Genomic DNA, 25574 nt, shown 5'->3' with positions numbered 1-25574 from the left:
AAATGGACTATCAGGGTAGAAAGGTTGTCATTATCGGGTTAGGGCTGACAGGGCTCTCCTGTGTTGATTTTTTCCTTGCACGCGGGGTAGTGCCGCGCGTGATGGATACCCGTATCAGTCCGCCGGGTCTGGATAAACTGCCTGATTCCGTTGAGCGTCATCTTGGCGGCCTTAATGATGAATGGTTGCTGTCTGCTGACCTGATCATTGCCAGCCCCGGTATCGCATTGGCGACGCCGGTGCTGTGCGATGCGGCGACGGCCGGTATTGAGATTATCGGCGATATCGAATTGTTCTGCCGTGAGGCACAGGCACCGATTGTCGCGATTACCGGCTCTAACGGCAAAAGCACTGTCACCACACTGGTGGGGCAAATGGCGCACGCGGCCGGTTGGGCTGTCGGTGTGGGCGGTAACATCGGTGTTCCGGCACTGGAATTGCTCAAGCAAGAAAGCCAGCTGTATGTGCTGGAGTTGTCGAGCTTTCAACTGGAAACCACCCACAGCCTGCATGCGGCTGCCGCAACGATCCTCAACGTCACTGAAGATCATACCAACCGTTATCCGCTTGGTTTGCAGCAATACCGTGCCGCCAAGCTGCGCATTTATGAAAATGCCAAAGTCTGCATTGTGAACGCCGATGACGCCCTGACGATGCCGGTACGCGGCGCTGATGCACGTTGTCTGAGCTTCGGGGTGGATGTGGGCGATTATCATCTGAACCGGCAACAGGGTGAAACCTGGCTGCGGGTGAAAGGTGAACGGGTGTTGAATACCCGCGAAATCAAACTGGTCGGGCAGCATAACTACACCAATGCGCTGGCAGCGCTGGCGCTGGCGGATGCGGTGGGTATCCCGCGCTCATCGGCCTTGACCGCGCTGACCACCTTTACTGGTCTGCCGCACCGTTTCCAGTTGTCGCTGGAGCGTAACGGTGTGCGCTGGGTGAATGACTCTAAAGCCACCAATGTTGGTAGCACCGAAGCGGCATTGAGTGGGCTGCATGTCGATGGAACGTTGCACCTGTTGCTGGGCGGGGACGGAAAATCGGCTGATTTCTCTCCGCTGCTGCGTTACCTGCAAGGTGATCGTATTCGGCTGTACTGCTTTGGTCGTGACGGCGGGCAACTGGCGGCGTTACGCCCGGAGATTGCCGAGCAGACTGACACCATGGAGCAGGCCATGCGCCTGATAGCCAGCTGTACTCAACCGGGGGATATGGTGTTGCTGTCACCGGCCTGTGCCAGTCTCGATCAGTTCCGTAGTTTTGAACAGCGGGGCGATGAGTTCGCTCGTCTGGCGGAGGAGTTGGGATAATGCGCCTTATCGGGGCCAGCCTGTTCGGGCGTCTTAAGAGCTGGGTGATGGGGACGCGTGAAAGCGACAACCTCAGCACTGTGCTGTATGACCGGACGTTGTTGTGGTTGACCCTGGGGCTGGCGGTTATTGGTTTTGTGATGGTGACGTCGGCGTCGATGCCTGTCGGGCAGCGTCTGGCCAGCGATCCCTTCCTGTTCGCCAAGCGTGATGCGCTGTATCTCGGGCTGGCGTTCGGTTTATCGCTGGTCACCATGCGCGTACCGATGGAAGTCTGGCAGCGTTACAGCGTGGTATTGCTGCTGGTATCGATAGTGATGTTGTTGATCGTGCTGGTGGTAGGGAGCTCGGTGAACGGGGCGTCACGCTGGATTTCTCTGGGGCCGTTGCGTATCCAGCCTGCGGAATTATCGAAGTTGTCGTTGTTTTGCTACCTCTCCAGTTACATGGTGCGCAAAGTCGATGAGGTGCGAAACAACTTCTGGGGATTTTGTAAGCCGATGGGCGTGATGGTGGTGCTGGCGGTATTACTGCTGGCCCAGCCGGACCTCGGTACGGTGGTGGTGTTGTTTATTACGACGCTGGCGATGTTGTTTCTTGCCGGAGCGAAGTTGTGGCAGTTTCTGGCGATCATCGGTTGTGGCATCTTCGCCGTCGCGCTGTTGATTATCGCAGAGCCTTATCGTGTGCGTCGTGTCACCTCGTTCTGGAACCCGTGGGACGACCCGTTCGGCAGTGGTTATCAGTTAACGCAGTCACTGATGGCGTTTGGGCGCGGTGAATTGTGGGGGCAGGGGCTCGGTAACTCGATACAGAAACTGGAATATCTGCCGGAGGCACACACCGACTTTATTTTCTCCATTCTGGGGGAAGAGCTGGGCTATATCGGTGTGGTTTTAGCGTTGTTAATGATATTCTTCGTCGCTTTTCGAGCGATGTCGATTGGGCGTCGCGCACTGGAAATCGACCAGCGTTTTTCGGGTTTTTTGGCGTGCTCCATCGGTATCTGGTTTAGCTTTCAGACGCTGGTGAACGTTGGTGCCGCCGCCGGTATGTTGCCGACCAAGGGGCTGACATTACCGCTTATCAGCTACGGTGGGTCCAGTTTGCTGATTATGTCGACAGCCATTGTGTTGTTGTTGCGAATTGATTATGAAACGCGCCTGACCAAAGCGCAGGCGTTTACGAGAGGTGCCCGATGAGTGGCGAAGGCAAGCGTTTGATGGTGATGGCTGGCGGGACGGGGGGACATGTGTTTCCCGGTTTGGCCGTAGCGCATCACTTGATGGCGCAAGGCTGGCAGGTCCGCTGGCTGGGCACGGCTGACCGGATGGAAGCGGATCTGGTGCCGAAGCACGGTATCGACATCGACTTTATCCGCATTTCCGGTCTGCGTGGCAAGGGGCTGAAAGCCTTGTTGCTGGCACCGGTGCGTATTTTCCGGGCGGTGCGGCAAGCGCAGGCGATTATGCGTCGCTATCAGCCGGATGTGGTGTTGGGTATGGGCGGTTATGTTTCCGGCCCTGGCGGTTTGGCGGCCTGGCTGTGTGGTATCCCGGTAGTGTTGCATGAGCAAAACGGTATTGCCGGATTGACTAACCGCTGGCTGTCCCGCATCGCCAAAAAAGTGTTACAGGCGTTTCCGGGGGCATTTCCGAATGCGGATGTAGTCGGGAATCCGGTACGTACTGACGTACTGGCGCTACCATCCCCGACAGAACGGTTAGCCGAGCGCAGTGGCCCGGTGCGAGTCTTGGTTGTTGGCGGAAGTCAGGGTGCCAGGGTATTGAATCAAACCCTGCCTGGCGTGGCGGCGCGATTACATGATGCGGTTACCATCTGGCATCAAACCGGCAAAGGGGCACAGGCGGAAGTAGAGGCAGCCTATGCAAAAGCCGGTGAGTCTCAACACCGGATTACCGAGTTTATCGACGACATGGCGGCGGCGTATGCGTGGGCAGATGTCGTCGTGTGCCGTTCTGGTGCCCTGACGGTTAGCGAGATTGCCGCCGCCGGGTTGCCGGCGTTGTTTGTGCCGTTCCAGCATAAGGATCGGCAGCAGTACTGGAATGCATTGCCGCTGGAGCAAGCTGGGGCGGCAAAGATTATCGAGCAGTCTGAACTGAGCGTGGACGCGATAAGCGACGTGTTGTCCTCCTGGGATCGCACCACCTTGCGTGATATGGCGCAGAAAGCCCGAACCGTTGCGATCCCCGATGCGACGGAGCGGGTAGCGGCTGAGGTTGCGGCAGCGGCGATGCAGCGGACAGCTCAGGCTGTTCGGAATTAATTGATGATGGCCGACAGTCGTCGGCGTTGATGTAGGTTGCGATAAAAGATAGTGAATACTCAAGAACTGGCGAAACTGCGTTCAATCGTGCCCGAGATGCACCGTGTCCGGCACATCCATTTTGTCGGCATCGGCGGTGCTGGCATGGGCGGTATCGCCGAAGTACTGGCTAATGAAGGGTATGAGATCAGCGGTTCCGATCTGGCACCTAATGCGGTAACGCAACAACTGACCGATCTGGGCGCCCGGATCTATTTCCACCATCGTCCGGAAAACGTGAACGAGGCGAGCGTTGTGGTCGTGTCCAGCGCGATTTCGGCTGATAACCCGGAGATTATCGCGGCACATGAGGCCCGTATTCCGGTGATTCGTCGGGCAGAGATGCTGGCAGAATTGATGCGCTTTCGCCACGGCATCGCCATTGCCGGGACGCACGGCAAGACCACCACCACCGCGATGGTCACCAGTATCTACGCGGAAGCTGGTCTGGACCCAACGTTTGTGAACGGTGGTTTGGTTAAAGCGGCGGGAACGCACGCCCGTTTGGGGTCAAGTCGTTACCTGATTGCGGAAGCCGATGAAAGTGATGCGTCGTTCCTGCATTTGCAGCCGATGGTCGCAATTGTGACGAACATCGAAGCCGACCACATGGACACCTATCAGGGAGATTTTGAGAACCTCAAACAGACGTTCATCAACTTCCTGCACAACCTGCCGTTTTACGGCCATGCGGTGATGTGTCTTGACGATGCGGTGATTCGTGAATTGTTGCCGAAAGTGGGGCGTCACATCACCACCTACGGCTTTAGCGAAGACGCGGATGTGCGGGTCGCTGATTACCGGCAGGTAGGGGCTCAGGGGCTGTTTACCCTGGCGCGTCAGGGCAAACCGTTGCTCAACGTGACCCTGAACGCACCGGGTCGTCACAATGCGTTGAACGCGGCGGCAGCAGTGGCGGTGGCGACAGAAGAAGGGATTGATGACGAGGCTATCCTGCGGGCATTGGTGCGTTTTCAGGGAACAGGCCGCCGGTTCGATTTCCTGGGCGAGTTTCCGCTACAGCCGGTCAACGGCAAAAGCGGCAGCGCCATGCTGGTGGATGATTACGGGCATCACCCGACGGAAGTGGACGCCACGATTAAAGCAGCGCGAGCAGGCTGGCCGGATAAGCGTCTGGTGATGATTTTCCAGCCGCATCGATATACCCGTACGCGCGATCTGTACGATGACTTTGCACATGTGTTATCGCAAGTGGATGTGCTGCTGATGCTGGATGTGTATCCGGCAGGTGAAGCACCGATTCCGGGAGCGGATAGCCGATCGCTGTGCCGCACGATCCGTGGTCGCGGTAAAATTGACCCGATCATGGTGCCCGATGTCGAGACGCTGCCTGAGTTGTTAGCGCAAGCGTTGCAAGGCGATGATCTGGTGCTGGTTCAGGGTGCCGGCAATATTGGCAAACTGGCTCGTCGGCTGGCGGAAAACCGCCTGCAGGCGAAGTCTACAGACTGAGAACAGGATGACTGAGCTTGTGATGGTAGTGATGAAACACGCCAACGCTGACTACGATGAAACCCGCCAACGGCAGGTTGAGGTGTGTTACATCGATATGTCGCGCCCAGTCATGACACACAATGGTTACCGCCGCGTACCTGTTGTGGAGTTAGCGGATTAGTATGTCGCAGGCGGCGCTGAATACACGCGGACGTGAGCAGGAAAAAGGCGCACGGCGTAGCAATGGTAGCCAGTTGGCAGGGATTGTTTTCCTGTTGATGGTGGCTGGTACCATCCTGTGGGGAAGCTGGATGGTGTTGGGCTGGATGAAAGACGCCAGCCGTTTGCCACTGTCCAGATTGGTGGTGACCGGTGAGCGGCACTACACCACCAATGACGATATTCGTCAGGCGATTTTGTCGCTGGGGCCGCCCGGCACGTTCATGACCCAGGACGTGAATGTCATTCAGCAGCAGATAGAACGTCTGCCCTGGATTAAGCAGGCCAGCGTGCGCAAGCAGTGGCCGGACGAATTAAAGATTCATCTGGTTGAATTTGTTCCGTTTGCGCGCTGGAATGACCAACTTATGATTGACAGCGAAGGCAATGCCTTTAGCGTGCCAGCAGAACGTATCGGCAACAAAAAAATGCCGATGCTGTATGGCCCGGAAGGTGGAGAGGAGGATGTGCTGGAGGGATACCGCGAGATAAGCCAGACACTCGCGGCAGGCAAATTTACGGTAAAGATGGTGGCGATGACCGCGCGTCATTCATGGCAGGTTGGGCTGGACGATGATATTCGCCTTGAACTGGGTCGTGATGACAGAAGCCGCCGTCTGGCGCGTTTTCTGGAGCTTTATCCGTTGCTGCAGCGGCAGGCTCAAAATGAAAACAAGCGCATCAGTTATGTGGATTTACGGTATGACACCGGCGCTGCAGTAGGTTGGAGCCCGGCATTTATTGATCAGCAAAAAGACATTGATCAGCAAAAGAACGGTAATCAGCAACAGAATCAGGCACAGGCTAAACAGCAATGATCAAGTCGACGGACAGAAAACTGGTAGTTGGGCTGGAAATCGGTACAGCAAAAGTCGCTGCACTGGTCGGTGAAGTTCTGCCTGATGGCATGATCAATATCATCGGTGTGGGAAGCTGCCCGTCACGGGGCATGGATAAAGGCGGCGTCAACGATCTGGAGTCGGTGGTCAAGTGCGTGCAGCGTGCCATCGATCAGGCGGAACTGATGGCCGATTGCCAGATCTCTTCAGTGTATCTGGCGTTGTCCGGCAAGCATATCAGCTGCCAGAACGAAATAGGTATGGTGCCTATCTCCGAAGAAGAAGTGACGCAGGATGATGTAGAAAGCGTGGTGCATACGGCCAAGTCTGTCCGGGTACGTGACGAGCACCGCATTCTGCATGTTATCCCGCAGGAATACGCCATTGATTATCAGGAAGGGATTAAAAATCCGGTCGGTTTGTCTGGTGTGCGAATGCAGGCCAAAGTGCATCTGATCACCTGTCATAACGACATGGCAAAGAACATTGTTAAAGCAGTGGAACGTTGTGGTCTTAAAGTTGACCAGCTGATTTTCGCCGGTCTGGCATCGAGTTATGCGGTGTTAACAGAAGACGAACGCGAGCTGGGCGTGTGTGTGGTAGATATCGGCGGCGGCACCATGGATATGGCGGTGTATACCGGCGGCGCGCTGCGTCACACAAAAGTGATTCCTTATGCTGGTAACGTAGTCACCAGCGATATAGCCTATGCGTTTGGTACGCCGCCGACAGATGCAGAAGCGATAAAAGTGCGTTACGGTTGCGCGCTCGGTTCCATTGTCAGCAAGGATGAAACCGTGGAAGTACCGAGTGTTGGCGGGCGTCCACCACGTAGTCTGCAGCGTCAGACTCTGGCGGAGGTGATTGAGCCTCGCTATACCGAATTATTGAATCTGGTGAATGACGAGCTGTTGCAGTTGCAAGAACAACTGCGTCAGCAAGGTGTGAAGCATCATCTGGCAGCTGGCATCGTGCTGACCGGCGGTGCTGCGCAAATTGATGGCCTGGCAGCCTGCGCACAGCGTGTGTTCCATACACAGGTGCGTATTGGTCAGCCGCTGAACATCACCGGATTGACGGACTATGCGCAGGAGCCCTATTACTCGACAGCGGTGGGGCTGCTGCATTACGGCAAAGAGTCTCATCTGAGTGGTGAACACGAAGTTGAGAAACGGACTTCGGTCAGCAACTGGTTTAAACGCCTCAATAGCTGGCTGAGAAAAGAATTTTGACGGTTATCAAAAGAGATCATGAGCACGACTTTTTTGATCTTGAAGCAATACAGGCACAAGACGGAGAGAAACTATGTTTGAACCAATGGAGTTAACCAACGACGCGGTGATTAAAGTCATCGGCGTCGGTGGTGGCGGCGGTAACGCTGTCGAACACATGGTGCGTGAACGCATCGAAGGTGTTGAATTCTTTGCGGTTAACACCGATGCCCAGGCACTGCGTAAAACAGCTGTAGGCCAGACTATTCAGATCGGTAGCGGCATTACCAAAGGTCTGGGCGCGGGTGCTAACCCGGAAGTCGGCCGTAATTCTGCCGAAGAAGATCGCGAAGCGCTGCGTTCTGCCCTAGAAGGGGCGGATATGGTGTTTATCGCCGCAGGTATGGGTGGTGGCACCGGTACTGGCGCTGCACCGGTAGTGGCTGAAGTCGCGAAGGATCTGGGTATCCTGACCGTGGCGGTTGTGACCAAGCCATTTAATTTTGAAGGCAAAAAACGCATGGCGTTTGCCGAGCAGGGGATCGCGGAGCTGTCTAAGCACGTTGATTCACTGATTACCATCCCCAATGACAAGCTGTTGAAAGTGTTGGGGCGTGGTATTTCTCTGCTGGATGCGTTTGGCGCGGCTAACGACGTGCTCAAAGGCGCAGTACAGGGTATCGCTGAGCTCATCACTCGTCCGGGTCTGATGAACGTCGACTTTGCTGACGTGCGTACCGTCATGTCCGAAATGGGCTATGCCATGATGGGTTCTGGCGTGGCTCGCGGCGAAGATCGTGCCGAAGAAGCGGCTGAAATGGCGATTTCCAGTCCACTGCTGGAAGATATCGACCTGTCTGGTGCGCGTGGCGTACTGGTCAACATTACTGCCGGTTTCGATCTGCGTCTGGATGAATTTGAGACTGTTGGTAATACCATTCGCGCGTTTGCATCCGATAATGCAACGGTAGTGATTGGTACATCGCTCGATCCGGATATGAACGACGAACTGCGGGTGACTGTAGTGGCGACCGGTATCGGCATGGACAAACGTCCTGAAATTACGCTGGTTACCAACAAGCAGAGCAGCCAGCCGGTTATGGATCACCGCTATCAGCAGCATGGTATGGCGCCGCTGACGCAGGAAAAACCGGCGGCCAAAGTGGTGAATGACCAGAGCGTACAGACCAATAAAGAGCCGGATTATCTTGATATTCCCGCTTTCCTGCGTAAGCAGGCTGACTAAGGTTTGGTTGGATTCTCCGCTCTTTGTGCTAAACTGTGCCACCGGCCTTAGTGTAAGCTAAGGCTGTAGGTTCAGATGAATGCGAGATAATACGATGATCAAACAACGTACATTAAAACGTATCGTACAGGCGACAGGGGTCGGTCTTCATACCGGCAAGAAAGTCACCCTGACTATGCGTCCTGCACCGGCTAATACCGGGGTCATCTATCGTCGTACTGACTTGAATCCACCGGTTGATTTTCCGGCTGATGCCAAATCCGTGCGTGATACCATGCTCTGTACTTGCCTGGTTAATGAGCATGACGTGCGTATTTCAACGGTGGAGCATCTGAATGCGGCTCTGGCAGGATTGGGCATCGACAATATTGTTGTCGAAGTAGATGCGCCTGAAATTCCGATCATGGATGGTAGCGCCAGTCCATTTGTCTACCTGCTGCTGGATGCTGGTATCGAAGAACTGAACTGTGCCAAGAAGTTTGTTCGAATCAAGCAGCCTGTACGCGTAGAAGACGGTGACAAATGGGCAGAATTGAAGCCTTTCAACGGATTCAGTCTGGATTTCACGATCGATTTCAATCACCCGGTGATTGATTCTGGTTCGCAACGCTTCAAGCTGGATTTCTCCGCTGATGCGTTCGTGCGCCAAATCAGCCGCGCGCGTACCTTTGGTTTTATGCGCGATATCGAGTATCTGCAGTCCCGTGGTTTGTGCCTGGGCGGTAGCTTCGATTGTGCGATCGTGGTGGATGACTATCGCGTGCTGAACGAAGACGGTTTGCGCTTTGATGATGAATTTGTTCGCCACAAGATGCTGGACGCGATTGGCGACCTGTTTATGTGTGGCCACAACATTATTGGCGCGTTCACGGCATTCAAGTCTGGTCATGCGCTTAACAACAAGCTGTTGCAGGCGGTGTTGGCCAAACAGGAAGCATGGGAATACGTGACCTTTGAAGACGAAGCGGAAATGCCGCTGGCTTTCAAAGCGCCGTCTACCGTTCTGGCCTGAGTCTGTTCTGATATGACATTATGACGACTGGTTTTTGCTGGTATTCTCTCCGGCCAGCGAAGCCAGTCGTTTTAATATTTTCTGCAGCCGTTCCGGGCTTTGCTCCGCTAATCCTTTCAATATCTCCGCACTCTGTGCGCTGAGTATCCTTGTGGTAGTCGTGGTTGTTGCATCTGTTGACGCAACGGCAGGTGTTTTCTCGTTTTCATGTATTTTTGCGGCCAGCACTGGATTAATCCTGATGTCGATCGCCGCCAATGATGGTAGTATTTGTGCGCGCAGAGCGGAAAGCAGGGCGGGTTGTTCATAACGTAACCGCATCAGCCAGTTGGCGCTGGCAGTTTCCAGCACCAGCAGTCCGTGACGATAGTTGGCTACCCGACAATACGGACGCAGCGCAGTCGGCAGCAGCGCATGCACAGCCCGATTGAGCTTTAACAGTGCGAGCGCGCGTTGTTGAATGTCATGCAATGGGCCTGACCCGGTTTGCGATGCGCCATCGAAAAATGACTCCAGTGATTGTGGACGGTTATCACGCATAACGCAGGCTCCGACGGAAAGAAACTTGTGATTGGTATTTTAAATCGTTGGCGACAATTTGGCAGACGTTATTTCTGGCCTCACCTGCTGTTGGGGATGGTCGCGGCGACGCTCGGCCTGCCTGCTAACTTCGCTGAGTCCCGCGATACCGCTACCGAGCCCAATTCCGCTTCGGCGTTTAGTCGTCCCAATGTATCCTATTTCAATCTCACTGATCTGGCGGCGTTAAAAGACTCGCGTCGTCGCTCGCCGTTCAGTAATGATTTCTGGCATCAGCATGCCATCCGCACGGTAATCCGTCACCTGTCGTTTGCGTTTACGCCGCCCGCTACCATTATTGAAGCGGCGGAGGCTTCCCGGTTGCACCATCACCAGGTGCTATTGGAAACGCTGAATGCGTTGCTGACTCGCGAAGCTGCGCCGCAACGTACTGCCAGTACTGAGCTGGTACCGACATACTTTTCTCCTTCCCATCACACCGGTCTATGGCTGGCGCAGGTTCAGGGTATTCGCGCCGGGCCGATGTTCTCCTGACTGCCATCGTATTTTGTACCAGGCCTGTGGCCGTAGACCTTTTTTCTGATGTCGTGCCAGCATCGATAAACTGGCATTGTTGAGATTAAAATTACTATGTTAATCAAGTTATTGACGAAAGTTTTCGGTAGCCGTAATGACCGTGCATTGCGCCGTATGCGCAAAATTGTGGAAGTGATCAATCGCCTCGAACCAGACATGGAGAAGCTCTCTGATGACGAGCTGAAGGCGCAAACTCAGGTATTCCGCGACCGTATCAAGAAAGGTGAGACCCTGGAGTCGCTGTTGCCGGAGGCATTTGCCGTGGTGCGCGAAGCCAGTAAACGTGTGTTTGGTATGCGTCACTTCGATGTACAGCTAATTGGCGGTATGGTGCTGAATGAGCGTTGCATCGCGGAAATGCGTACCGGTGAAGGTAAAACGCTGACGGCTACGTTGCCGGCTTACCTTAATGCGCTGACGGGGCGTGGTGTGCACGTGGTGACCGTCAACGACTATCTGGCGCAGCGTGACGCCGAAAACAATCGCCCGTTGTTTGAATTCTTGGGCCTGACGGTTGGCATCAACCTGCCGGGGATGCCGGCACCGGCCAAACGAGCTGCGTATGCTGCCGATATCACTTACGGCACCAACAACGAATACGGTTTCGATTATCTGCGCGACAACATGGCGTTCAGCCCGGAAGAGCGTGTACAGCGTGAACTGTATTATGCTCTGGTGGATGAAGTGGACTCCATCCTGATTGACGAGGCGCGTACCCCGTTGATTATCTCGGGTCCGGCGGAGGACAGTTCTGAGCTGTATATGCGGGTGAACAAAATCATCCCGCATTTGATCCGTCAGGAGAAAGAAGACTCAGATACTTTCCACGGTGAAGGCCACTTCTCGGTGGATGAGAAAGCGCGCCAGGTTAACCTGACTGAACGCGGTCTGGTTAAAATTGAAGAGTTGCTGGTGCAGGGCGGCATCATGGACGAGGGGGAATCGCTGTATTCTCCAGCCAACATTATGCTGATGCATCATGTAACGGCGGCGCTGCGTGCACACGTGCTGTTTACCCGTGATGTCGACTACATCGTGAAAGATGACGAAGTCATCATCGTTGATGAACATACCGGCCGTACTATGCAAGGTCGTCGTTGGTCTGATGGCTTACACCAGGCGGTGGAAGCCAAAGAAAACGTCAAGATCAACAACGAAAACCAGACACTGGCGTCGATCACCTTCCAGAACTACTTCCGTATTTACGAAAAACTGGCCGGGATGACCGGTACGGCAGATACCGAGGCATTCGAGTTCAGCTCGATTTATAAGCTGGATACTATTGTGGTGCCGACTAACCGCCCAATGATCCGTAAAGACCTGCCAGACTTGGTGTACATGACCGAGCAGGAAAAAATCAATGCGATCATTGAAGATATCAAAGAGCGCGCCGCTAAAGGGCAACCGGTGTTGGTGGGGACCATTTCCATCGAAAAATCCGAAGTGGTGTCGCATGCGTTGACCAAAGCGGGTATCAAGCACAACGTGCTGAATGCCAAATTTCATGCGATGGAAGCGGATATCGTGGCTCAGGCCGGTCGTTCAGGCGCGGTAACTATTGCGACCAACATGGCCGGTCGTGGTACGGATATCGTATTGGGCGGTAGCTGGCAGGCTGAAGTGGCGGAACTGGAAAGCCCGGATGACGCGCAAATTGCCGCTATCAAGGCAGAATGGCAAAAACGTCATGACGACGTACTGGCGGCGGGTGGTTTGCACATTATTGGTACCGAACGCCATGAATCTCGCCGTATCGATAACCAGTTACGTGGTCGTTCCGGTCGTCAGGGTGACCCAGGTTCTTCCCGTTTCTACCTGTCGATGGAAGATGCCTTGATGCGTATTTTCGCATCGGATCGCGTTTCCAACATGATGCGTAAACTGGGCATGAAAGAAGGTGAAGCGATTGAACACCCTTGGGTAACTAAAGCTATCGCCAATGCGCAGCGTAAGGTAGAAAACCGCAACTTCGATATTCGTAAGCAATTGCTTGAATACGATGATGTGGCTAACGATCAACGTCGTGCTATCTACACCCAGCGTAATGAACTGTTGAACGCCTCTGATATCAGCGAAACCATCAACAGCATTCGTGAAGATGTGTTTAAAGTGACCCTTGATGCTCACATTCCCCCCCAGTCTCTGGAAGAAATGTGGGATATTCCGGGGCTGGAACTGCGCCTGAAAAATGATTTTGACCTCGAATTGCCGATAGCAGAATGGCTGGATAAAGAGCCAGAACTGCATGAGGAAACGCTGCGTGAGCGTATCTACGAGCAGGCAGTCGACGTGTACCGTCGTAAAGAGGAAGTGGTCGGCAGTGATGTGATGCGCAACTTCGAGAAAGGTGTGATGCTGCAAACGCTGGACTCGTTATGGAAAGAGCATCTGGCTGCGATGGATTATCTGCGCCAGGGGATCCATTTGCGCGGTTATGCGCAAAAAGATCCGAAGCAGGAATACAAGCGTGAGTCGTTTGCGATGTTTGCCGCGATGTTGGAAGGCCTCAAATACGAAGTTATCAGTACGCTGAGTAAAGTGCAGGTGCGTATGCCAGAAGAGGTTGAAGCGATGGAGCAGCAGCGCCGTGAAGAAGCCGAGCGTCTGGCCCGCCAACAACAATTGAGCCATCAGGATGAAGCGGCTGGCAGTTCACCGTATGCTGATCGTAAAATCGGTCGTAACGATCCTTGCCCGTGTGGTTCAGGCAAAAAGTACAAGCAGTGCCACGGCCGCCTTCAGAAGTAAGGCGGATAACGTAGTGACATATCCCAAAGGCGGTCGTTGACCGCCTTTTTACTGGTTGAAAAGATAATGATGCAAAAAACTTTATCTGTGGCGGTGGGAATTATCCGCAATCCGCAGCGTGAGTTCTTCATTGCCTGCCGTCCAGCTGGCGTACACATGGCTGGGAAATGGGAATTCCCCGGCGGCAAGGTGGAAGAAGGGGAAACGCCGGAGCAGGCGTTGGTGCGTGAGCTGCATGAAGAAGCCGGGATTGAGGTGATCAATCCGAGCCCGCTGGGCAGCAAAACGTTTTCTGCTGGCGAACGTCTCATCACGCTGCATTTCTTTTTAGTTGAGCAGTGGCGTGGCGAGCCGTATGGCCGTGAGGGCCAGCCGTCGCGTTGGTTAACGGCTGAAGAATTAGACGAGCACGAGTTTCCACCGGCCAACGCCGAGATGATTCAGCAACTGAAAGCCGGTCGCGTATAAGCGTAAATCGGGTAGATTGTCTGGGGCCTGGACTTGTTTGTGTTCTTTGCAGCGATTCATGCCCGCAGGCATGAATCGTGACAAGGTCAAGAAATAGCGTATCGCTATCGTTGGGGTTGTAAGGGTTCAGTGCTGCGTTTCGCCCCAAACGTCGCTATCTGAGATGTCTTCCGCGCTGGGTATCCGTTTTTCTTCGTCAGCCCACTCGCCTAAATCGATCAACTGACAGCGTTTGCTACAGAACGGTCGATAAGGGCTGTTCTCGCTCCACTCCACCGGTTTGGCGCAGACGGGGCATTTTACAACGGTCATTTCGTTATCCACGTTTCATTCTTCTCCAGAAACTTACGGTCGCCAGCAAGTTAATTCTATCTAGCAGCACGCCAACTCGAATTCCAACCGTGCGGGTGTCGGCCCGTCACTGTCTAATGGCAGAAAACGAATGGCATAACGGGTCTTATGACCCGATATTTGCGGGTAGAGCTGATGAGTGAGATCAATCCGCAGGCGCAACAGATCGGCATCGGTTGCATTATCCTGATAAAACCCGTTAAGGCTAGTTTGCTCTTTAAAGGCTCCCGCATGACGAATCAACTCCAGTATGCTGTCGAGTGAACGTTTGAGCGCCGATACGCTCTCCAGCCACATGTAGATGTGCCGCTGTTTTTGCTCAGGCAACTGGTGCAGCCAGATATGCAAGGTGGGCAGGTCAAAGCTGCAACATCCGCCTGGCAGGCTCAGACGTTGGCGTACCATACCGATTAATTTGTCTTCACGCAGCCCTTGCCCCATTCGTGGCGCAGCAATCAGCTCAGTAGACAGGTTGCGTAATTTTTGACGTAACGTGTTTATACGCAAAATATCCGCTTCCGGCAGTTCACCCCATTGCGCCAGTTTCTGTTGCTGTCGCTCCAGCTCTTTTAGCAGGTCTGGGCGGGCATCCCCTCGTTCGAGAATATCCAGTAACTCTGAGACGGCGCGGAAAAACGTCAGAGCAACGCCGATGTCTTTCAGGTCATGGTTGTCGAACATCTGTTGCAGTAAAAATTCCAGGCGTAACCAGGTACGCATTTTTTCATTCAGCGGATATTCAAAAAGAACTGTTGAGGAAACGTCACTCATTATGGGTCGTCCTGTCGGTTGCGGATGCGGCCAGCTCAAGGTAATGCTGATGTAGAGCGGCAATCCGCGGAGCCAGTAAGCTCGGATTGCTGTTGTTATCGATAATATCATCAGCGCAAGCCAGCCGCTGTTCACGGCTAGCTTGCGATGCCAAAATATTTTCCGCCTGAGCGCGGGATACACCATCCCTACTCATGGTACGTTGTAATTGTGTTTCCAAGGGGACATCGACCACCAAAATACGGTGCGCTTTCCCTTGTAGTTGATTCTCCACCAGCAAAGGTACCACCCATAACGCATAAGGGGTGGTAGCGGCAGCGAGCTGGCGTCGGGTTTCTTTCTGAATCAACGGATGCAGCAACGCGTTGAGCCAACGCTTATCTTCCGGGTTAGCAAAAATACGCTCACGCAGGGCGCTTCGGTTTAATGCACCGTCTGGTTGTAATATTTCCCGGCCAAAGTATTCCACGATAGTTGCCAGCGCGGGTTGCCCCGGTGCTACAACCTCACGGGCTATCACATCTGCATCGACAATAGTGGCGCCAAGCTCTGCAAACCCCTGAGCAACCGTGCTTTTCCCACTTCCTATGCCGCCTGTAAGCGCGACGATATATGCCATGATAATCAACTAGAAATGGCCAGGTAAATTTATCGGATTTTAGCCCAAATTGAGGAAAAATCGCAGTCTTGTCGCAGGATTATTCGAGCGTATGATCACAATGAATTGGCGCATTATCGCCTCTTCTTCCCTGAATCATTCTCCCACTTCATCAGGTCGTACATCATGCGTATTGAAGAAGATATTAAACTGGGTTTCAAAGATGTGCTTATTCGTCCTAAACGCTCCACGTTAAAAAGCCGTGCAGACGTTGAACTGACACGTGAATTCAGCTTTTTGCATGCAGGGTGCGGCTGGTCGGGGGTCCCCGTCATTGCGGCCAATATGGATACAGTGGGGACGTTTCAGATGGCGCGTGTCCTGGCGTCGTTTGAGTTACTGACCGCAGTACATAAGCATTATTCCGTGGCTGAATGGCGGCAGTTCATCGAGAGTACGCCTGCTACGGTTTTACGCCATGTCATGGTGTCGAGCGGCACATCGGACAGTGATTTTGAGAAGATGACACAGATTCTGGCGTTATCCCCAGATTTGAAATTTATCTGCATCGATGTTGCTAACGGATATTCGGAACATTTCGTCAATTTTGTGCAGAAAGCACGTGACGTTTTCCCTGATAAAGTCATCTGTGCCGGTAACGTGGTAACCGGTGAGATGGTGGAAGAGTTACTCTTATCAGGGGCGGACATCGTCAAGGTGGGGATTGGCCCCGGTTCTGTTTGTACGACGCGGGTTAAAACCGGCGTTGGCTACCCGCAATTGTCCGCGGTGATCGAATGTGCTGATGCCGCTCATGGGCTGGGTGGACAGATTGTCAGTGACGGTGGCTGCACCGTGCCGGGGGATGTGGCCAAAGCCTTTGGTGGCGGTGCTGATTTTGTGATGTTAGGCGGACTGCTGGCTGCGCATGACGAGAGTGGTGGTGAAATTGTTGAGGAAGATGGCCGCAAGATGATGCTGTTTTACGGCATGAGTTCTGCCTCAGCGATGGAACGGCATGTCGGTGGTGTTGCTGAATACCGCGCAGCGGAAGGTAAGACCGTACGTCTGCCATTGCGTGGCCCGGTAGAACATACAGTACGCGATGTTCTCGGTGGGTTGCGCTCCGCCTGCACCTATGTGGGAGCGGCACGCCTGAAAGAGCTGACCAAGCGTACCACCTTCATTCGCGTTGCCGAGCAGGAAAACCCGGTATTTAACGGCTAAGCTCCTTGTTATGTGCTGGTGCGGTCAGGCACCCGCCAGCACATTCCCCAACTGGAAAATCGGCAGATACATGGCGATAACCAGTGTTCCCACCAGACCACCAACGATGACCAGCAGCAGTGGTTCCAGTGTTTGCGTTAACGTGTCTGCAAACTGTCGGGTGTGATTCTCATACCAGCCTGCCAGTCGGGCAAATAACTGATCCAGCGCCCCGGTTTCCTCTCCGACGCTGATGAGCTGGTGGCAGGGTGCCGGGTAGAGCAGAGGCTCATCATGGATGGCTTGCCCGAGCGGAATGCCCTGTTCAAGCTGGCGTTGTATCTCAGTAAGTGACTGTCGGTAAACCAGGTTGTTTACCGTGGCGGCGGCATTGAGGCCTGACAAGAGCGTTAATCCTGCCTGTTGCGTCATGGCCAGGGTGTGAAAAATTTGGCCCAGACAATGACTTTGTATCAGTGTGGATAGCAGCGGTAGTTTCAGCAATAGCCGTTGTTCCCGTTGTTGCCACTGTGCGTTTTGTCTGCGTAACCGCCGATAACCCAGTAGTATGCCACCAGACAGGAGAAAGAGGATCACACCATGACGGCTTATCCCATCCGATAATGCCAGCATCATGCGGGTCAGCCAGGGAAGTGGGGCACCAAAAGAAGCGTACAGCTCTGCGAACTCCGGTAATACCAGCGTGAGCATCAGTAGCGTGACCAGTAACCCTACCGCCACCACAAATACGGGATAGCGTAAGGCTTTTATCACTTTTCCCGTCAACTGGCGTTGCATTTCCTGATAGTCCGCCAGGCGGGCACAGCATTCGTCTAGTTTCCCAGTCAGTTCCCCCACCGAGATCAACGAACGACACATAACCGGGAAGATGGTCGGATACGCTGAGAGTACCTCTGACAGTGGGCGTCCCTGGCTGACCTGTAGGCGAATGTCCTGTAACAGACAGCGCCAGCCCGCTTTTTCGTGCTGACGACCCAGCAGTTCTAATGCATCCAGTAAGGGTAGTCCTGCCTGCAATAAGGTCGACAGTTGCCGGATGATGATGGCGAGCTGGGGGCCTTGCCAGTAACGTGGTGTCAGATACGCACCGGTTTTTAATCGTAAAGGCTGATAGCCGAGCTCCAGCAGGTACTGATAAATTTCACCCCGCTCAAAACCGATACGTTCACCAGCGCAAGGTTCGCCATCCTGGCGTAGTGCCTGCCAGTAGTAGAGTTTTTGTACTGCCATGAGCGGCCTCTATTCAATGTGATCGCCTATAACGCGATAGACCTCTTCCAGAGACGTGACGCCTTCGTGAACCAGTGCCAGTCCTGCGGATAGCAAGCGGGTTTCCCGCTGTAATGGAGATGTCAGGCCGTGGTCAGCTAATGATGTGACACCGGATGATGTGGCACCGGACAATGCCCGCTGGAGTGCAGGCGTGACCGGCAGTAGATCGTAAATAGCGGCCCGGCCGTAGTAACCAGAAAAACAGTGCTCACACCCGGTTGCCTGCCATTGCCGTAACGGGCCTTGCCATAGCGAGTGGGGTAAGGTGGTGGAGTCTTCTCTCAATTGGCGGCAGTGTGAGCATAATCGTCTGACCAGTCTTTGGGCAATCACCAGTTTGAGCGCTGCAGCCACCAGATAACCGGGGATGCCTAAATGCCCCAGTCGGATCAGCGTATCCAGCGCCGAATTAGTATGCAGGGTGGACAGCACCAAATGACCGGTTTGTGCGGCTTTGACGGCGATCTCTGCCGTTTCGGCATCGCGAATTTCACCAATCATGATTACATCGGGATCCTGGCGTAGTAACGCGCGTAATACCCGGGCGAAATCTAACTGACTTTGTGTATGGATGGCGGTTTGATTGATACCGGGCAAGGGAATTTCCACCGGGTCTTCTACGCTGCAAATGTTACGGCTGGTGTCATTTAACCAGCGGATAGCACTGTACAGTGTGAAGGTCTTACCGCTACCGGTGGGGCCGGTAACCAGGATCAGGCCTTGCGGCAGGCTGAGGGTTTGTTTGAATTGTTGCAGCGCATAGTCGGACAGGCCTAGCGCGCCGAGCTCCAGAGCGTGTTGCTGTGTTTGTAATACTCTCAACACGACTTTCTCACCGCCCTGAACGGGTAACGTGGCGATGCGTAGCGAATAGGTGTATTGCTCCAGACGGAGGCTGAATTGCCCGTCTTGTGGCAAACGGCGTTCGGCAATGTTCAGTTTCCCCATGATCTTGAGGCGGGCAACCATACGGTTTGCGGGTAAATCCGGGTTGGCCGGTATTTCATGCAATACCCCGTCGATACGCAGCCTGACGCGATAACCTGCTGATAAGGGTTCTAAGTGGATATCAGAGGCGCGGCGCTGGATAGCCAGTTTTAGCGTTTGGTTGATGAACTGGACCACTGGCGCATCATCGGGCTCTTCGGGGGATACGGCATCAGCCTGATAAGGGGCGGTCGCCTCTTGGGCTTGCGGCGACGTAAGTTGTTGCTCCAGCCGTGCAGCGGGCCATTGTTCTACCAGAACGCGGCGATGACTGGCGAAACGCAGCGCAGCGATCAGATCTTCTGCTACCGATCCGGCCACGGCAACAGAGATCGTTTGTTCGTCTATATCCAGTAGCAGGGCGTGATAACGACGGCAAAGCAATTGTAATTCATGGTGTTGTGTCTGGTGTGTCATGGCTGTCACCCTGCTGCCGAGTCGAAACGAAACACGTCTTCACATGCCTGACGCAGGCTGTCAGCTCCGGCGCTGGTGCGGCAGGCCCTTGTCCAGCGGGATGCGCCGTTTTGCGCATCCAGTGTGGGCGTCATCACCACACTCAACCCTTGCAAGGTCGACTGGCCAGTCAGGGTAATCACACCCTGATTGATCGTGACGGCACTGACATACCGCGATGTCGACGGTGTGGGGATCCCCTGGCTACCGGCGTTACATCCTTCCAGCCCCGCATTGCTAAGGCTGCAGAGATCGACTGCGGTTTTATAGGCGCTCATGCTTTGCAGCATGTCAGTCATGGCGGCTTTTTGCAGATACCCTTGATACGCCGGGATCCCCAGCGCGCTCAGAATAGCGATGATGACAATAACCACCATCAATTCAATCAGTGAAAATCCTTGTTGTGTCATGTTATTGGTTCCCTGGTGTGGCTGGTGATGGCAGGGTAGACACAGAGAGTGATGCTGGCTATCCCAATGTTTTTAATCAGGAACCTGTTGTGCAACCTTCGGAGGATTACAGCAGGGGGTTACAAAAAACAGGCGAGCGGGCTCGCAAAATGAGGAGGGAAAACCAAAGAGAAGGTGGCGAGAGAACCAATAGTGCTACAGCATAACAATCAACCCGGCGCACCGGGCTGATGGAGGAGTACTGTAATGCAACGACAGGTGTTAACGAAAACGCATCGACAGGTCGAGCGCCTGCACATGTTTTGTGAGCGCGCCTACCGAGATATAGTCGACACCGGTGGCGGCGTAATCCGGCAGCGTTTGCAGCGTCACATTGCCAGAGACTTCCAACAACGCGCGGCCATCGGTCAGGGTGACGGCTTCGCGGATAGCATCCAGCGTGAAGTTGTCCAGCATAATAATATCCGCGCCGGCGCTCAGTGCTTGTTGCAGTTCGTCGAGAGTTTCTACCTCGACTTCTACCGGTACATCGCTACGCAACTGGAAGGCTTTTTCGACCGCCTGCCTGATGGAGCCTGCGGCAATAATGTGGTTTTCTTTGATCAGGAATGCATCAGCCAGACCGAGGCGATGATTGCTCCCACCACCGCACAGTACCGCGTATTTCAGCGCGGTGCGCAAGCCGGGCAGCGTTTTTCGCGTGTCCAGCAGCCGGGTAGGTGTGCCGACCAGTTGTGCGACATAACGACTGACTCCGGTTGCCACACCGCAGAGCGTTTGCAGGAAATTCAGCGCGGTGCGTTCACCGGTGAGCAGTATGCGAGACGAGCCATGCAACTGGCACAGCGGTTGATTCTCCGTCAGTACATCACCGTCTTGAACCAGCCAGTCGATGGTAATGACGTTGCCCAACTGACGGAACACCTCGTCTACCCAGCGCTGACCGCAGAACACACCGGCTTCGCGGGTAATAATGACCGCGTTGGCGACGGTGTCATTGGGTAACAATTGTGCGGTGAGGTCATGCTCCGGGTTGGCTTCTCCCCCGAGGTCTTCGCGTAATGCCTGCTGTACGCTGGCGGGGATATCTTGCTCAATACGGCTGAGCAGTTCAGCCTGGCGCTGTTCCTGACTATAACGGCGTGTTGTCATGATGCTACTCCGATGGAATCCGGAATGGATGCTATCCCGTTAATGAGTGATTTAAAAAATTATATTAATTCAATATGTTATTTGTTTTGTTGGCACAGCCCGTCAGGTTTGACACTGTGAGTAAAAAACCTATCCGGGCGGGTTTTTCGTATCCCGGCCTTGACCGGGATACATCATAGCAAAGATCAGAAGTTGTAACCGGCTACCAGATAATAGCCCCATCCCGTGGAGCGGACGTTGAACGGGCCACGACCGAAATCCAGTTCGGTGCCATCAGCCCACTGACCACCGTTATGGAAGTAACGGGCAACGACGGAGTAGTGCCAGTGGTCATAGTTCAGCGCCAGAATATGGCTGGAGGCAATGGCGTTACTGGTGCGAGACGGGCCAGCGGCGTCAGCCAGGTCTGATCCGAAGTCGAAGTTGGTAAAGCCGATATAGGTCAGCTTGCCTCCCCACAACGATGTGAGCGGGTAAAAGTATTTGATTTTAAAACGGTAGCCATCCCAACGATCTTCATTCGGTGCGCTGTAGTTCTGTCCCTGATACTTGGCGTAGATATTGGCAGACAGTGACAGATCCGTACCGGTATTGATATCGGTGCCCAGACCGACATACCAGGTGCTCTGGCGCGAGTCATTATTACGACCCTGATCGTAGATAATGTTGTTAGCGACATACCACTCTTTGAATGGGCCGAACCCCAACTGCGTGTTGGTCAGTTTATCAATCGAGAAACGAGGTTCGATTTCCATGAACAGCGGAGAGCCTTTATTCCAGATACCACGGTCAGGCGTATTACCTGCACCGAAGGTCTTTGGCACATCAACATAGCCATAGAAATCAAACCAGTCTTTACGGGCGAACGCTTCATATTCCAGATACACATCATTGTTTAACTGGGGTCCGAAACGGGTGTGATAGCTGCCAACCACATTGATGCTCTGGTGCCACCAGTCTGAGAGGTATTGCGGGGCGTTAGTGTCCGCAACGGTGGGTAAACTGTATGACAATGTGCTGATTGCACAGGCGGCAAGGATTTTTTTCATGACGATTCTCTGTGTTGCCCGATATAGCGTCAGCGATTCGGCTGGCCGAAGCTGAGCAGATCGATTCGGGCTCTAATAACAAAATAACTGCTGAAAACCTCCCGGAGAGGCGCAGAGGACGAAAACGTTTGCCTGTTATGGCGCATGTGTCGACTGCTTGCCGGAAGGAGGGGGCGCAGCATACCAGAAGAAGGGCGGAACATCATGGTTTGTGTGCAGGTGCAGACAGGGATGATAGCGAATAAACCGGAATGGTTTTTTAACAGGTCAGGAGCAGGGCAGATGCGGTAAGATGTTGGCATGATGAGTGCGATCAGTTGGTTAGCGCTTGTGGTGCGATACCTGATTGCTGCCGGGCAAGATGTGCCCTGGTGGTTGTCGTTTCTGAAGGGTAGATCGATAAAAGGAGCGGTGATGAGAGTGGAGCATGGCTGGCTGACAGAAGCCAGACGCGTATTGTCGCCACATCAGGATGAGCGCCCGCAAGGTGAGTTGCCTTCTTTGCTGGTGATTCACAACATCAGTTTGCCCCCAGGCGAATTCGGCGGGCCTTACATCGACCAGCTCTTTACCGGTACGCTGGACGCAACGGCGCATCCTTATTTTGCGTCCATATGCCACCTGAGGGTGTCGGCGCATTGCCTGATTCGCCGTAATGGTGAAATTGTACAGTATGTGGCGTTTGATCAACGAGCCTGGCATGCCGGTGTGTCGCAGTTTGATGGACGAGAGCGTTGTAATGATTTTTCGATTGGTATCGAGCTGGAAGGCACTGATACGCTGCCATTTACCACAGAACAATACGCCCGGCTGGCAGACGTCACCCGCCTGCTGAGTGAAACTTATGGCATTACGCCTGAACGTATTACCGGACACAGTGATATTGCACCGGGTCGTAAGACTGACCCTGGCCCGGCGTTCGACTGGGCGCGATATCAACAGTTATGGCAGACACCACCAGAACAAGGGGAGTAATCACAGATGACGTTGTTTAGCCTATTGTTGGTCCTGGGATGGGAGCGGTTGTTTAAACGTGGCGACCACTGGCAACTGGATCACCATTTGGAACGGGTGTTTCGTCATCTTTCTGCCCCATCGCTGGTGCAAACATTGCTGTTATCTATTATAGGCATGGCGGTGGTGTTGGCGGCGCAGTGGGTACTCAGCGGGTGGCTATTTGGCTTGCCGCTGCTGCTGTTGTGGATTGCCGTCGGCTTGATGTGCATCGGTGCGGGCGAAATACGCCAGCATTACCACCGCTATATTCAGAGCGCTCAGCGTGGTGAAGCGGATGCTTGCCGGGAAATGGCTGAGGAGCTGGCGCTGATTCATGGCCTGCCGCTCGATGGCAGCGAGCGTGAACGTTTAAAGGAATTACAAAACGCGTTGCTGTGGCTGAATTTCCGCTTTTATCTGGCGCCATTGTTCTGGTTTGTCGCGGCGGGACCTTATGGTCCGGTGGCATTGGTGGGGTACACGGTGTTGCGCGCCCGGCAGTGCTGCCTGGCCCGTCATCATACCCCGCTGGAACGAGCGAATTCGGGTGTCGATACCTTACTGCATTGGCTGGACTGGATTCCGGTACGGCTGGCCGGTGCCGCTTATGCGTTGCTGGGGCACGGTGAGAAGGCATTGCCCGCCTGGTTTGCCGCGATGATGGACGCACACTCTTCTCAGTACTGGGTACTGACAAAGCTGGCGCAGTTTTCACTTGAACGTGAACCGCATGGCGACCCGATTTCTACCCCGAGAGCGGCAGTGTCGCTGGCGAAAAAAGTGACGCTAGTGTTGGTTGTCGTCGTGGCGTTACTCACCATCTACGGTACGCTGGTCTAATGTATCGTGAAAGTCACGTTAATCGTAAAGACGGGAACATCATGAAAGCAGGAACATCATGAAAATAGTATGGCCGCTGCGGCGGCCATACTGAGAAAGGATGGTGTTATTCTAGGAAAGGAACGTGTTACTGGCGCTTTTTGAAACGGTAGCCGATACCCAGCACGAGCAACCAGATAGGAATCAACAAGACCGAAATCTGGATACCTGGCGTCAGGGACATGATGACCAGAATACCCGCCATAAATGCCAGACACAGGTAGTTGCCGAACGGGAACCACAACGCTTTAAATCGGGTCTGCGCACCTTCACGGTCTTTGGTGGCACGAAATTTCAGATGCGCCAGACTGATCATCGCCCAGTTGATAACCAGAGCAGACACCACCAACGCCATCAACAGCTCAAACGCTTTACCCGGCAACACATAGTTGATCAGTACGCACAGGGCGGTAGCCAGCGCGGATACGCCGATAGCGACCACCGGCACACCGCGACGGTCTACTTTCAGCAGTGATTGCGGGCCATTTCCCTGCTTAGCCAGGCCGTACAGCATACGGCTGTTGCAGTAAACGCAACTGTTGTATACCGACAGCGCCGCAGTCAGCACCACAATATTCAGGATATTAGCCACCAGCTCACTATTCAGTGCGTGGAAAATCATAACGAACGGACTTCCGCCTTCAACTACTTTGCCCCACGGATAGAGCGACAGCAGCACCGTTAATGAACCGACGTAGAAAATCAGGATACGATAGATGACCTGGTTGGTCGCGCGCGGAATGCTCTCTTCTGGTTTGTCTGCTTCCGCTGCTGTAATGCCCACCAGTTCCAGACCGCCGAAAGAAAACATGATAACCGCCATCGCCATCACCAGACCGCTGATGCCGTTGGGGAAGAAACCACCCTGTGCCCAAAGATTGGTAATAGACGCGTCCGGCCCGCCATGGCCACTGAGCAACAGCCAGCCACCGAACACGATCATGCCGACAATCGCCACCACCTTGATAATCGCAAACCAGAATTCCAGCTCGCCGTACATCTTCACATTGGCAAGGTTAATGGCGTTGATCACGACAAAGAACACTGCAGCGGAAACCCAGGTAGGAATGTCTGGCCACCAGTATTGTACATAGATGCCAACGGCACTCAGCTCCGCCATCGCCACCAGCACATACAGCACCCAGTAGTTCCAGCCGGAAGCGAAACCGGCGAAGTTGCCCCAGTATTTATAGGCAAAGTGGCTAAATGAACCGGCAACCGGCTCTTCCACCACCATTTCGCCTAACTGGCGCATGATGAAAAACGCAATCAGACCGCCGATCGCATAGCCCAGCAGAACGGATGGCCCAGCCATCTTGATCGTTTGTGCGATACCGAGGAACAACCCGGTTCCAACCGCGCCCCCCAGAGCAATCAACTGTATGTGACGGTTTTTCAGTCCGCGTTGTAGCGTACCGTCTTGTTGATCTTGCATGCTTTTTACCCTCAGCCGATGAAAAGACAAAC

The 25574-nt window shown here is 54.0% G+C and carries 25 protein-coding genes; 15 read left to right on the top strand and 10 right to left on the bottom strand.

Going from position 1 to position 25574, the window contains the following annotated elements; genetic code table 11:
* Positions 1-2: 2 nt before the first annotated feature.
* The 9 genes from murD to lpxC all read left to right on the top strand — a co-directional run bounded on the left by murD (position 3) and on the right by lpxC (position 9627).
* Positions 3-1316: a UDP-N-acetylmuramoyl-L-alanine--D-glutamate ligase gene (murD, locus tag DZE2538_RS16580; RefSeq protein WP_038916821.1), complete on the top strand. Its 1314-nt coding sequence runs from the start codon at positions 3-5 to the stop codon at positions 1314-1316.
* Positions 1316-2518 (top strand): cell division protein FtsW, encoded by a 1203-nt coding sequence (ftsW, locus tag DZE2538_RS16575; protein WP_019843389.1) that lies wholly within the window; start codon positions 1316-1318, stop codon positions 2516-2518. Before murD ends, ftsW begins: the two co-directional genes overlap by 1 nt.
* On the top strand, positions 2515-3606 hold the full coding sequence (murG, locus tag DZE2538_RS16570) for an undecaprenyldiphospho-muramoylpentapeptide beta-N-acetylglucosaminyltransferase (protein ID WP_038916820.1): 1092 nt from the start codon (positions 2515-2517) through the stop codon (positions 3604-3606). Before ftsW ends, murG begins: the two co-directional genes overlap by 4 nt.
* A 51-nt stretch (positions 3607-3657) precedes the next feature.
* Complete coding sequence (murC, locus tag DZE2538_RS16565) at positions 3658-5118, top strand: UDP-N-acetylmuramate--L-alanine ligase (RefSeq protein ID WP_016940596.1); 1461 nt, start codon at positions 3658-3660, stop codon at positions 5116-5118.
* A gap of 7 nt (positions 5119-5125) precedes the next feature.
* A complete protein-coding gene (locus DZE2538_RS21095) occupies positions 5126-5281 on the top strand; it encodes a hypothetical protein (RefSeq protein WP_162830906.1) in 156 nt (51 codons plus the stop codon).
* A 1-nt stretch (position 5282) separates the two neighbouring features.
* On the top strand, positions 5283-6137 hold the full coding sequence (gene ftsQ, locus DZE2538_RS16560) for a cell division protein FtsQ (RefSeq protein ID WP_019843392.1): 855 nt from the start codon (positions 5283-5285) through the stop codon (positions 6135-6137).
* Positions 6134-7390, top strand: coding sequence for a cell division protein FtsA (ftsA, locus tag DZE2538_RS16555; RefSeq protein WP_012768377.1), 1257 nt, complete (start codon positions 6134-6136; stop codon positions 7388-7390). The genes ftsQ and ftsA overlap by 4 nt, the downstream gene beginning before the upstream one ends.
* A gap of 73 nt (positions 7391-7463) precedes the next feature.
* The gene (gene ftsZ / locus DZE2538_RS16550; protein ID WP_012886159.1) at positions 7464-8615 is read left to right on the top strand and encodes a cell division protein FtsZ; all 1152 of its coding nucleotides are present in this window, start codon (positions 7464-7466) and stop codon (positions 8613-8615) included.
* Positions 8616-8709: 94 nt separating this feature from the next.
* Complete coding sequence (gene lpxC, locus DZE2538_RS16545) at positions 8710-9627, top strand: UDP-3-O-acyl-N-acetylglucosamine deacetylase (RefSeq protein WP_012886158.1); 918 nt, start codon at positions 8710-8712, stop codon at positions 9625-9627.
* Between the two features lie 18 nt (positions 9628-9645).
* On the opposite strand, the gene DZE2538_RS16540 is transcribed toward lpxC, so the two are convergent.
* The gene (locus DZE2538_RS16540; RefSeq protein WP_012886157.1) at positions 9646-10167 is read right to left on the bottom strand and encodes a DUF721 domain-containing protein; all 522 of its coding nucleotides are present in this window, start codon (positions 10165-10167) and stop codon (positions 9646-9648) included.
* 27 nt (positions 10168-10194) lie between these two features.
* Between DZE2538_RS16540 and secM the strand changes: the two genes are divergently transcribed.
* From secM to mutT, 3 genes are all read left to right on the top strand, one after another.
* Positions 10195-10701: a secA translation cis-regulator SecM gene (secM, locus tag DZE2538_RS16535; RefSeq protein ID WP_019843394.1), complete on the top strand. Its 507-nt coding sequence runs from the start codon at positions 10195-10197 to the stop codon at positions 10699-10701.
* A 96-nt stretch (positions 10702-10797) separates the two neighbouring features.
* A complete protein-coding gene (secA, locus tag DZE2538_RS16530) occupies positions 10798-13491 on the top strand; it encodes a preprotein translocase subunit SecA (protein WP_038916819.1) in 2694 nt (897 codons plus the stop codon).
* A 66-nt stretch (positions 13492-13557) separates the two neighbouring features.
* Positions 13558-13959 carry an 8-oxo-dGTP diphosphatase MutT gene (gene mutT / locus DZE2538_RS16525; protein WP_019843396.1) on the top strand — a complete coding sequence of 134 codons (402 nt, stop codon included), beginning with the start codon at positions 13558-13560 and terminating at the stop codon, positions 13957-13959.
* A 126-nt stretch (positions 13960-14085) separates the two neighbouring features.
* Here the strand turns inward: mutT and yacG are convergent, their stop codons facing one another.
* From yacG to coaE, 3 genes are read right to left on the bottom strand one after another with little or no spacing between them, the layout of a single operon-like run.
* A complete protein-coding gene (yacG, locus tag DZE2538_RS16520) occupies positions 14086-14271 on the bottom strand; it encodes a DNA gyrase inhibitor YacG (protein ID WP_033581335.1) in 186 nt (61 codons plus the stop codon).
* Between the two features lie 60 nt (positions 14272-14331).
* Positions 14332-15081: a cell division protein ZapD gene (gene zapD / locus DZE2538_RS16515; protein ID WP_019843398.1), complete on the bottom strand. Its 750-nt coding sequence runs from the start codon at positions 15079-15081 to the stop codon at positions 14332-14334.
* On the bottom strand, positions 15074-15700 hold the full coding sequence (gene coaE, locus DZE2538_RS16510; RefSeq protein WP_019843399.1) for a dephospho-CoA kinase: 627 nt from the start codon (positions 15698-15700) through the stop codon (positions 15074-15076). The genes zapD and coaE overlap by 8 nt, the downstream gene beginning before the upstream one ends.
* Before the next feature lie 165 nt (positions 15701-15865).
* On the opposite strand from coaE, the gene DZE2538_RS16505 reads away from it, so the two are divergent.
* On the top strand, positions 15866-16906 hold the full coding sequence (locus DZE2538_RS16505; protein WP_019843400.1) for a GMP reductase: 1041 nt from the start codon (positions 15866-15868) through the stop codon (positions 16904-16906).
* A gap of 24 nt (positions 16907-16930) precedes the next feature.
* Here the strand turns inward: DZE2538_RS16505 and hofC are convergent, their stop codons facing one another.
* The 5 genes from hofC to DZE2538_RS16480 form a co-directional block, all read right to left on the bottom strand.
* Positions 16931-18136, bottom strand: coding sequence for a protein transport protein HofC (hofC, locus tag DZE2538_RS16500; RefSeq protein WP_038916818.1), 1206 nt, complete (start codon positions 18134-18136; stop codon positions 16931-16933).
* A 9-nt stretch (positions 18137-18145) separates the two neighbouring features.
* On the bottom strand, positions 18146-19582 hold the full coding sequence (gene gspE, locus DZE2538_RS16495; RefSeq protein WP_080638995.1) for a type II secretion system protein GspE: 1437 nt from the start codon (positions 19580-19582) through the stop codon (positions 18146-18148).
* A gap of 5 nt (positions 19583-19587) precedes the next feature.
* Complete coding sequence (gene ppdD / locus DZE2538_RS16490; protein WP_019843403.1) at positions 19588-20031, bottom strand: prepilin peptidase-dependent pilin; 444 nt, start codon at positions 20029-20031, stop codon at positions 19588-19590.
* Positions 20032-20292: 261 nt separating this feature from the next.
* Complete coding sequence (gene nadC / locus DZE2538_RS16485) at positions 20293-21183, bottom strand: carboxylating nicotinate-nucleotide diphosphorylase (protein ID WP_019843404.1); 891 nt, start codon at positions 21181-21183, stop codon at positions 20293-20295.
* Between the two features lie 185 nt (positions 21184-21368).
* On the bottom strand, positions 21369-22232 hold the full coding sequence (locus DZE2538_RS16480) for a nucleoside-specific channel-forming protein Tsx (protein ID WP_038914620.1): 864 nt from the start codon (positions 22230-22232) through the stop codon (positions 21369-21371).
* A gap of 414 nt (positions 22233-22646) precedes the next feature.
* Between DZE2538_RS16480 and ampD the strand changes: the two genes are divergently transcribed.
* Positions 22647-23207, top strand: coding sequence for a 1,6-anhydro-N-acetylmuramyl-L-alanine amidase AmpD (gene ampD / locus DZE2538_RS16475; RefSeq protein ID WP_026357740.1), 561 nt, complete (start codon positions 22647-22649; stop codon positions 23205-23207).
* A gap of 6 nt (positions 23208-23213) precedes the next feature.
* On the top strand, positions 23214-24068 hold the full coding sequence (gene ampE / locus DZE2538_RS16470) for a beta-lactamase regulator AmpE (RefSeq protein WP_019843407.1): 855 nt from the start codon (positions 23214-23216) through the stop codon (positions 24066-24068).
* A 127-nt stretch (positions 24069-24195) separates the two neighbouring features.
* On the opposite strand, the gene DZE2538_RS16465 is transcribed toward ampE, so the two are convergent.
* A complete protein-coding gene (locus tag DZE2538_RS16465; RefSeq protein WP_038916816.1) occupies positions 24196-25542 on the bottom strand; it encodes an amino acid permease in 1347 nt (448 codons plus the stop codon).
* Positions 25543-25574: the final 32 nt, after the last annotated feature.

Origin of the sequence: Dickeya zeae NCPPB 2538, from assembly GCF_000406165.1 — a bacterium.
Taxonomy (GTDB): domain Bacteria; phylum Pseudomonadota; class Gammaproteobacteria; order Enterobacterales; family Enterobacteriaceae; genus Dickeya; species Dickeya zeae.
The sequence above is the reverse complement of the archived record's forward strand: the minus strand, read 5'-3'. Positions and strand labels throughout refer to the sequence as shown.